We start from the raw sequence: 7885 nt of genomic DNA, 5'->3' as shown, positions 1-7885 counted from the left end.
TCCGCCCTTGCCGATTTTTCTACCGCATTTTTATATCTTGTGAGGAATTCCTTCTTTTCCTTTATTCCGCCATGCCCGCCTTCCGTGAGTCCCAAACGCTCTGCCCACAGGTTATATACTTTGAAAACACCTGCAATATCTACACCATAAGGACACGGGTCACAGTAACGGCAGTAGGTACACGGGATAGTTCCTGATGTGTCGTTCTTGCCCATGGAAAGGTTAAGGACACGCAAATCCCCTGCATTGAGCGGTCTGAAATCTGCCGTTGTACTTACATTGTCCACCACCTGCTCAAGGGTGGACATACCCGAAAGCATTGTAACAACGAGAGGCTTTGTGCCGACGTAACGGAGTGCCCAGGAAGCCGCGCTCTTTTCAGGCTCACGCTTTTTTAATATCTCCATGGCATTATCCGGAAGCACTGCAAGATTTCCACCCTTCACCGGCTCCATTACGAAGCACGGCACATTCTTTTCTTCCAGCTTGCGGTAGAGGCTTCCTGCCTGACGGCTGCCCTCAGGGGCTTCATTTTCATCGTTCCAGTCGCGGTAGTTGAGCTGAATCATGGTGCAGTCCCATGTGAAATTGTCCATAAGATAGTTAAAGAACGGAACATCTCCATGGAATGAAAAACCAAGGGAACGTATGCGGCCCTTTTCATTCTGTTCACGAAGATAATCCAGTCCGCCTCCCGCGAGATAAATACGCTCAAACTTCTCTCTGCTCGAAAGAGAGTGCAGGAGATAGTTATCGAAGTATTCTACTCCGCAGCGGCGAAGCTGCTCCTCAAATATTTCAGGAATCATCTTCGGGTCGCTGATTATAGAAGTAGGCATTTTATCCGTGAGGCAGAAGCTGTCACGCGGATATTTTTTCAGTATGCGCCCGATGGTCTCCTCGGATTTTCCGCCGTGGTAGAAATACGCCGTATCGTAGTAATTGATGCCGTGACGATAAGCGTAGTCCACCATTTTTTCCGTAAGCTCGAAATCTATTTCATCGCCCTTCTTCGGGAAGCGCATGCAGCCAAATCCAAGAACAGAAAGCTCACGTCCCAGCGGCGCATAAAAGCGTGTCGAGACCATACCTGCCGTTGTTTCGCCTGCCTCCATCGCCGCTTTGTCAGCATCAAGCCAGCGTATTATATCTTCTCTTTTTACCAGCGCACCGACTCCGGCAAGCCCCAAAACACTGCCGCCTATAACCTTTATTGCCGTTCTTCGGCTCATACCTCCGCTCATAATACTCCCTCCCGGAATCAATCCCAAATGGCACTGAATATTATCCCGTACCATTCCAAGCAAAAATTTCTGCGTTTTCTTCACGGCAAAAAGGAGCCTCCTGAGAAGCTCCTTACATGCTGTTATTCCGGCTTTTCGTTCTTTTTCCCTGCCTGATGCTGTTTTTTCTTTTCGGCCTGGAGCTTTTTCCGTTCTTTATATCTTTCGTAGCGCTTTTTACCATCCTCAAAGGCACGCTTTGCTTCCTCGGTATCAAGGCTGAGGTGCGGCACGGATTTCGGACGGGAGTTGCGGTCCAGCGCAACCATCGTAAAATAAGCTGAAAGCGCTCTCTGCGGGCAGCATTCCTGATCTAAATCCTCTACCACTACCTCTACTGCAATCTCCATAGAACTGTGTCCGACAAAGACGACTTCCGCCGAGCAGGTAACAAGGTCTCCAATCATTATGGGCAGATGAAACTCAAGCTCATCAACACGTGCCGTAACAACATTCGTGCGCGAGTATTTACGGGCAGCCGCGTAGGCAGTAGAATCCATCAGCTTCATGATTTCTCCGCCATGAACATTGCCGCTTGGATTAGCCTGATTCGGCATCATAACCTGACTGATAACTATTTTTACCGGTTGCATCGTCCTTACCCCCGTTCTGTTATTTCTTTTCGGGCAGAATCTCTATCCAATAATTGTCCGGGTCATTGATAAAGTAAATTCCCATTGCCTCATTTTCGTAACAGATGCAGCCCATCTCCTTATGCTTTTTGTGCGCTGCTTCAAAATCATCTGTATAAACAGCCAGATGGAACTCGTTCTCTCCGAGATTGTAAGCTTCCTTTCTGTCGTGGAGCCATGTAAGCTCAAGCTCATGCGGAGTCTTTCCTCCATCGGAAAGATATACGAGAGTGAATCCAGGGCCGTTCAGACGGTGTGCTTCCTTAAATCCAAGTGCTTCCTCGTAAAACTTCATGCTCTTTTCCAAATCAACTACATTGAAATTGTTATGTGCAAACTTAAAACCCATATTTATTCGCCCCTTATATTTACTTATAATATTTTAATGTAACTTTATTATCAATTATATCAAACCCGCAAAAACACCTCAATAAAATGCCAATTAAAAACGCCTCCGCAAAGGCAGAGGCATTTCAATGATTTCACCGCACCCAAATACTTCTGAGTTCCTCAGCCGCAGCCCTTGGATCCTCCGCTCCTGCTACCGCCGACACGACAAAGAAACCGGCAACTCCTGTGTCCCTCAGTGCAGGCAGGTCTTTTGCTTTAACTCCGCCTCCAACGACCACCGGCACAGGTGATGTCTCAGCCAGCTTTTTAAGTTCGTCAAAGGTGCGGAGAATAATGTTTCCATCCTCGCCGCGCGTGAGGTCCTTTTTTGTTTCGGTATCATGAAGCGGTCCTGCACCGAAATAATCAATGGGAGAAACATCAGCATTGGCAACGTAATCCAAAAGTTCATTTGACCGTGCGGAGAGTCCGACTATTGCATCTTCGCCAAGATATTCGCGGCATATTTCAGGAGGTATATCCGACTGTCCAACATGCACGCCGTCCACCTTTATACCAAGTTTACGTGCTGCCAGCACCACATCAAGACGGTCATCAACAAGAAGCGCCACTGTTTCGGATTTCCCTGCTTTTGCAATCACATCTGCGGCTTCCCCTGTAAGCTCTATCATTTCTCTGGCTGACGCAACCTTTGAACGTATCTGTACGCAGGTAAATCCCGACTCCACCGCTGCATGCACTATATCACGCACGGGACGTCCAAGTGTATTCTCAGGCCCTACCACAAGATACGAGGATATATCCAGATTTTCCCTTATACTCATTTTTCTGTCCCCTTTGCCAGAATATCCTCTACCTTTTTCGTTTTCCCGTGCATCATATCAGTATAGCCCGGCCGGATATCCGCCTTCAGCACCACCTCTGTGCGGATTCCCTTTTCCGCCAGCACCATTGTGGCGTCCTTTACAACACGCATGACGTCGTCCCATTCACCCTCTATTTCAGTGAACATCGAATTTGTACGATTCGGGAGTCCGGATTTACGAATCACTCTGATGACCTCAGCCACCTCTTTGGAAAGCTCTTCTCCTGTTCCGCATGGCGCAATCGCCACTGCAATCAAAGTATTCATGATTTATGCCTCCTCAATGTAAAAATCCTGTTCAGCAATCTCTTCTGCTTTTGCTTTATAAAGCTCGTCAAGGAAATTAACCTGAAAGCTTGCAGGCCCTTCGGATTTTTTCTCCGCGCGCGTTCCTGCAAGATTATATATAAGCGTTCCTGTGAGCGCAGCCGCAAAAGGCGAAGCGCAGCAGGCATAGACCGCAACAACGCCGCCCAGTGAGCAGCCTGCCCCCGTAATCATAGGCAGGAATTTCGAGCCGCCCTTTGCACGCACGACAACCGTACCGTCAGTCACCAAATCCTCAGCTCCCGAAACGGCAACAGCACCGCCTGTGAACCGTGCTATAGATATTGCCGCCGTGCGTGCGGTATCAACGCTATCCGTAGAATCCACACCCCGAACCCCGTCATTTCTTACACTGCTTTCAAGTCCCCAGAGATTTGCAAGCGCAATGATTTCAGAGGCATTTCCGCGTACAACACCGGGCTTGAACTCCCTAAAGGATTTCAAAACGCTCATGCGAAGTCCGCCAACCCCGATTCCCACGGGATCAACCACCCATGTCTTTCCTTCCTCACAAAGCGCCCGTGCCGTACGTATGAGAGTCTCTGCATAGATAGGCATCTGAGTTCCCATGTTTATATACACGGCACCGCCCAATTTCGCCATTGCCTCGCCCTCATCAGGCATGTAAACCATAGCCGCCGAGCCGCCCACAGCAAGCTGCGCGTTTGCTACCAGATTGATGGTAACCGTGTTCGTAATCGACGGTGCCATGGGATTTTTCGCGCGAACGGCGTTCACGGCTTCCCGCACAGCTTTCTGAAGCTCTTCTTTTTTCATAACGATTCCTCCAAACAAAAAAGCCGGCACGCAGCCGGCAATACTCCCTTTCTCTGTTGCTCCCTACGCAAGTCTAAACTTGATCAGGTTCAAAGAGTCAGGTATTCCTTCTCAGCCGCCTTCGCGGCTCCCCTGCAACACCTACAAATTACCATCAAAAAAATTTTTTGTCAAATTATTGTCGTTTAATAAAACACAGATGTTTTTGTGGTATAATTGCAATGTTACAGTTCAGGCAAAATTTTTATTTTTCCAAGGAGTGATATCAATGATAGCCGAGGCAATCAAGAAAATCGTATGTAAAGAGGATTTGACATACGATGAAGCCTACCAGGTAATGACAGAAATCATGGACGGTGAGACCACCGCCGTACAGAACGCAGCATACCTCGCAGCACTCTCCACCAAGAGTACAAAAGCAGAGACAATACCTGAGATTGCAGGGTCCGCTGCCGCTATGCGCGACCATGCAAAGCAGGTCGTACACGACATGGACGTTCTTGAAATCGTCGGTACAGGCGGCGACCATGCAGGCAGCATCAACATCTCTACTACTGCCGCTTTCATCATTTCCGCGGGTGGAGTAAAAGTCGCAAAACACGGCAACCGTGCCGCATCCTCCAAGAGCGGCGCAGCAGACTGCCTTGAGGCTCTGGGAGTAAATCTCGACCAGCCGCCCGAAACCTGTGTCCGCGAGCTTAAAGAAATCGGCCTCTGCTTCATGTTCGCTCAGAAATACCATGCTTCCATGAAATACGTCGGACCTATCCGCAAGGAGCTTGGTATCCGCACAGTATTCAATATCCTCGGACCTATCACGAACCCTGCACACCCGACACGCATGGTACTGGGTGTTTACGATGAATATCTTGTTCAGCCGCTTGCGAAGGTTCTCGTCGGACTAGGCGTAAAACACGGCGTTGTTATTTACGGACAGGACAAACTGGACGAAATCTCCATCAGCGCCCCCACAACAGTATGCGAGTTCCACGCTCCAAACGGTGCAGACTCCGCAGAATACAAAAACTATGTAATCCAGCCTGAGGACTTCGGATTCAAACGCGCTGCGAAAGATGATATCGTCGGCGGAACCCCTGAGGAAAATGCCAAAGATACCCTGGACATCCTGAACGGCAAAAAGAGCCCGAAATACGATATCGTCATGATGAACGCAGGAATGGCCCTCTATGTCGGTGGAAAAGCCGCTTCCGTCAAGGAAGGTGTCGAGCTTGCAGAAAAGCTCGTTGCAGACGGTTCCGCACTGAAACAGGTAGATGCATTCCGCCGCGAAAGCAACAAATAATCTTCTCCTAATATTTACAAAATAACACTTTCCCCGTAAAATATAGAGAGTGTCTGTCTCGGACGGACACTCTCTATTTTGCTTTCAACGAGGCTGTTCAGCCGAGTTATTTTTTTCGTCAAGGAGACATGTTATATGATCCAGAGCATTATCAACCTAATCGAATCAGCCTGCGCTTTACTCTGGGGCGACCTATTTTCAATACCTCTGCCGGGCGGAGGCACACTCGGGCTTTCACTTTTAGTCATTCTGTTAATCCCCACGGGAATTTACTTCACAATACGGACAAGAGTGCTCCCTGTCCGCCTTTTCCGTGACGAAGTCGAGACAGTAGCCAAACAGACACATCACCGCGACGGACTTTCATCTTTTCAGTCCCTGATGATTTCCACCGCCACACGCGTGGGAATGGGAAATCTTGTGGGTGTTGTTGCCGCAGTTTCCGCAGGAGGTGCCGGAGCAGTGTTCTGGATGTGGATATCCGCGCTCTTAGGCTCCTCCACCGCTTTTATAGAAGCAACCCTCGCACAGCTCCACCAGACAAGAGACCCTCTTTACGGCGGATTCCGCGGCGGCCCTGCATACTACATTCACGATTATTTTGAAAAAAGAAACGGAAAGCCCATGCGCTATTCCGTTATCGCTTTTCTTTTTGCCCTGTCAGGCCTCATATGCTGGTGCGGCATCAGCCAGGTCATAAGCAACTCGGTAACTTCGGCATTCTCGAACGCTTTCGGGATTCAGCCTATTTATACGACCGTTGTTCTTGTTCTCTTTTCCGCAATAATAGTACTGCGAAAGAACCTCACAGTACCGGTGCTTGATATTCTCGTACCGTTCATGGCAATCTGCTACTTTGGAATAACCGTGGCTCTTATCATCATAAACATCACGGCGATTCCTGATGTTCTGGCCCGCATCTTCGCTGAAGCATTCGGCTTTCAGCAGGTCGCGGCAGGCGGCTTCGGCGCCGTACTCATGACAGGTGTAAAGCGCGGCCTTTTCTCAAACGAAGCAGGCAGCGGCTCCGCTCCATGCGCCGCCGCAACTGTCCGCGTAAAGCACCCTGCTCAGATGGGACTTGTCCAGTCCCTCGGCGTCTTTATAGACACAATAGTTATCTGCAGCTGCACTGCTTTCATACTGCTCCTCGCGCCGCGCAGCGTTACGGACGGCAAGGTTGGCATGGATCTTTTGCAGGCTGCTGTAAACTATCACCTCGGCGGCTTTGGAACATTTTTCATTGCCATGATTCTTTTCCTGTTCTGCTTCTCCACATTCATCGGAATCCTATTCTACGCCCGCTCGAATGTGGCGTACATCTTCGGAGATTACTGGGTATGGCAGACGGTATATAAGGTCATTGCCCTCACAATGCTCTTTATCGGCGGACTTGCCGCTTACACCTTCGTATGGGACCTCGGCGATGTGGGTGTCGGACTCATGACCATCTTCAACATATTCATGCTTTATCCTCTTGCGGGAGAAGCACTCGACGCACTGAAGGATTACGAAGAAAGCAAAGTAAAATAACGACATAAAAAAGCAGTGTATACCGCACATTCGCGATATGCACTGCTTTTATTTTTCCTTCTTTTCACGGAACGGAATGCTTATGAGCGCATTGCACTCTATAGGCGTTCCGTTTTTGTCCGTTGCGGGACGGTAAATCCATTTCTTTGCGCAGCTCATTGCAATCGCATCCACGAGTTTACTTCCCGACGAATGGACGACCTCCGCATAACGTATTTTCCCGTCCGTCCCTATACAGGCGGAGATATTCACACGGCCTTTATAGGTCGCCGTTCCTGCCGCAGGATACTCAGCATGAAGAAGCTTTGCACTCCTGCCAAGAGATGGCCCGCCGCTTCCGGAGTTTATCAATATCGAATAAGGATCAAAGCTTCCGCCGCCAGCTTCCTCCTTCCTCGCTATCTCCTTCTCAGCCGCTTCTTTGCTTCCTGCAGTACCCGAAACTGCACCGCTGCTATTTTCCACAGGCACAGCAGCAGCTGCTTCAGTCAAAATATCATCACCTTCACCGGCCTCTGCAGTCTCCGCAGAATAAATCTGCCCGTCTCCGCCATATAAGGCACCATCACCATAAGCAATCCCTGTACCGCCTGAACCTATACCATTTCCTCCGCTTTCAGGAAAGCTCTCCTGCGGCAGCCCTTCCAGCTCCACCATCAGGGGCTGACTCTCTTGAGGCTGCATAACAGGTGCAAAATAGTTAAATACGGCAAATGCTCCTGCGTGAAGCAAAACCGAAAGAAAAACCGCCTTTCTCCATCGGCTTTGACTATCCCTTTCAAAAAGCTCGACACTTCCCACAAGAACACCTCCC

Annotated in this window: 9 protein-coding genes and 1 riboswitch; of the genes, 2 read left to right on the top strand and 7 right to left on the bottom strand. The window is 49.4% G+C overall.

Going from position 1 to position 7885, the window contains the following annotated elements:
• The 6 genes from ACY69O_RS05420 to thiM all read right to left on the bottom strand — a co-directional run.
• On the bottom strand, positions 1-1328 hold a 1328-nt coding region (locus tag ACY69O_RS05420; protein ID WP_462332447.1), incomplete at its 3' end, for an aldo/keto reductase.
• Positions 1329-1366: 38 nt separating this feature from the next.
• Positions 1367-1876 carry an acyl-CoA thioesterase gene (locus ACY69O_RS05415; protein ID WP_462332446.1) on the bottom strand — a complete coding sequence of 170 codons (510 nt, stop codon included), beginning with the start codon at positions 1874-1876 and terminating at the stop codon, positions 1367-1369.
• A 19-nt stretch (positions 1877-1895) separates the two neighbouring features.
• Positions 1896-2264: a VOC family protein gene (locus ACY69O_RS05410; protein ID WP_462332445.1), complete on the bottom strand. Its 369-nt coding sequence runs from the start codon at positions 2262-2264 to the stop codon at positions 1896-1898.
• Between the two features lie 133 nt (positions 2265-2397).
• Positions 2398-3090, bottom strand: coding sequence for a thiamine phosphate synthase (locus ACY69O_RS05405; RefSeq protein ID WP_462332444.1), 693 nt, complete (start codon positions 3088-3090; stop codon positions 2398-2400).
• On the bottom strand, positions 3087-3398 hold the full coding sequence (locus ACY69O_RS05400; protein WP_462332443.1) for a thiamine-binding protein: 312 nt from the start codon (positions 3396-3398) through the stop codon (positions 3087-3089). Before ACY69O_RS05400 ends, ACY69O_RS05405 begins: the two co-directional genes overlap by 4 nt.
• A gap of 3 nt (positions 3399-3401) precedes the next feature.
• Positions 3402-4235, bottom strand: coding sequence for a hydroxyethylthiazole kinase (thiM, locus tag ACY69O_RS05395; RefSeq protein WP_462332442.1), 834 nt, complete (start codon positions 4233-4235; stop codon positions 3402-3404).
• 43 nt (positions 4236-4278) lie between these two features.
• Positions 4279-4379, bottom strand: a riboswitch (TPP riboswitch).
• A gap of 124 nt (positions 4380-4503) precedes the next feature.
• On the opposite strand from thiM, the gene trpD reads away from it, so the two are divergent.
• On the top strand, positions 4504-5538 hold the full coding sequence (gene trpD / locus ACY69O_RS05390; RefSeq protein WP_462332441.1) for an anthranilate phosphoribosyltransferase: 1035 nt from the start codon (positions 4504-4506) through the stop codon (positions 5536-5538).
• 135 nt (positions 5539-5673) lie between these two features.
• A complete protein-coding gene (locus tag ACY69O_RS05385) occupies positions 5674-7071 on the top strand; it encodes an alanine/glycine:cation symporter family protein (RefSeq protein ID WP_462332440.1) in 1398 nt (465 codons plus the stop codon).
• 48 nt (positions 7072-7119) lie between these two features.
• Here ACY69O_RS05385 and ACY69O_RS05380 read toward each other — a convergent pair.
• Positions 7120-7885 (bottom strand): TonB family protein (locus ACY69O_RS05380; RefSeq protein ID WP_462332439.1); only part of this gene is annotated, 766 nt, incomplete at its 5' end.

The sequence above is a fragment of the Schwartzia sp. (in: firmicutes) genome (genome assembly GCF_978017985.1).
This window is presented reverse-complemented; position numbering and strand designations above follow the sequence as displayed.

Bases quoted from the DNA above. Each gene is read 5' to 3' on its own strand.
- ACY69O_RS05415 (WP_462332446.1), bottom strand. From the start codon at position 1,876: ATGCAACCGGTAAAAATAGTTATCAGTCAGGTTATGATGCCGAATCAG.
- ACY69O_RS05410 (WP_462332445.1), bottom strand. From the start codon at position 2,264: ATGGGTTTTAAGTTTGCACATAACAATTTCAATGTAGTTGATTTGGAA.
- ACY69O_RS05405 (WP_462332444.1), bottom strand. From the start codon at position 3,090: ATGAGTATAAGGGAAAATCTGGATATATCCTCGTATCTTGTGGTAGGG.
- ACY69O_RS05400 (WP_462332443.1), bottom strand. From the start codon at position 3,398: ATGAATACTTTGATTGCAGTGGCGATTGCGCCATGCGGAACAGGAGAA.
- thiM (WP_462332442.1), bottom strand. From the start codon at position 4,235: ATGAAAAAAGAAGAGCTTCAGAAAGCTGTGCGGGAAGCCGTGAACGCC.
- trpD (WP_462332441.1), top strand. From the start codon at position 4,504: ATGATAGCCGAGGCAATCAAGAAAATCGTATGTAAAGAGGATTTGACA.
- ACY69O_RS05385 (WP_462332440.1), top strand. From the start codon at position 5,674: ATGATCCAGAGCATTATCAACCTAATCGAATCAGCCTGCGCTTTACTC.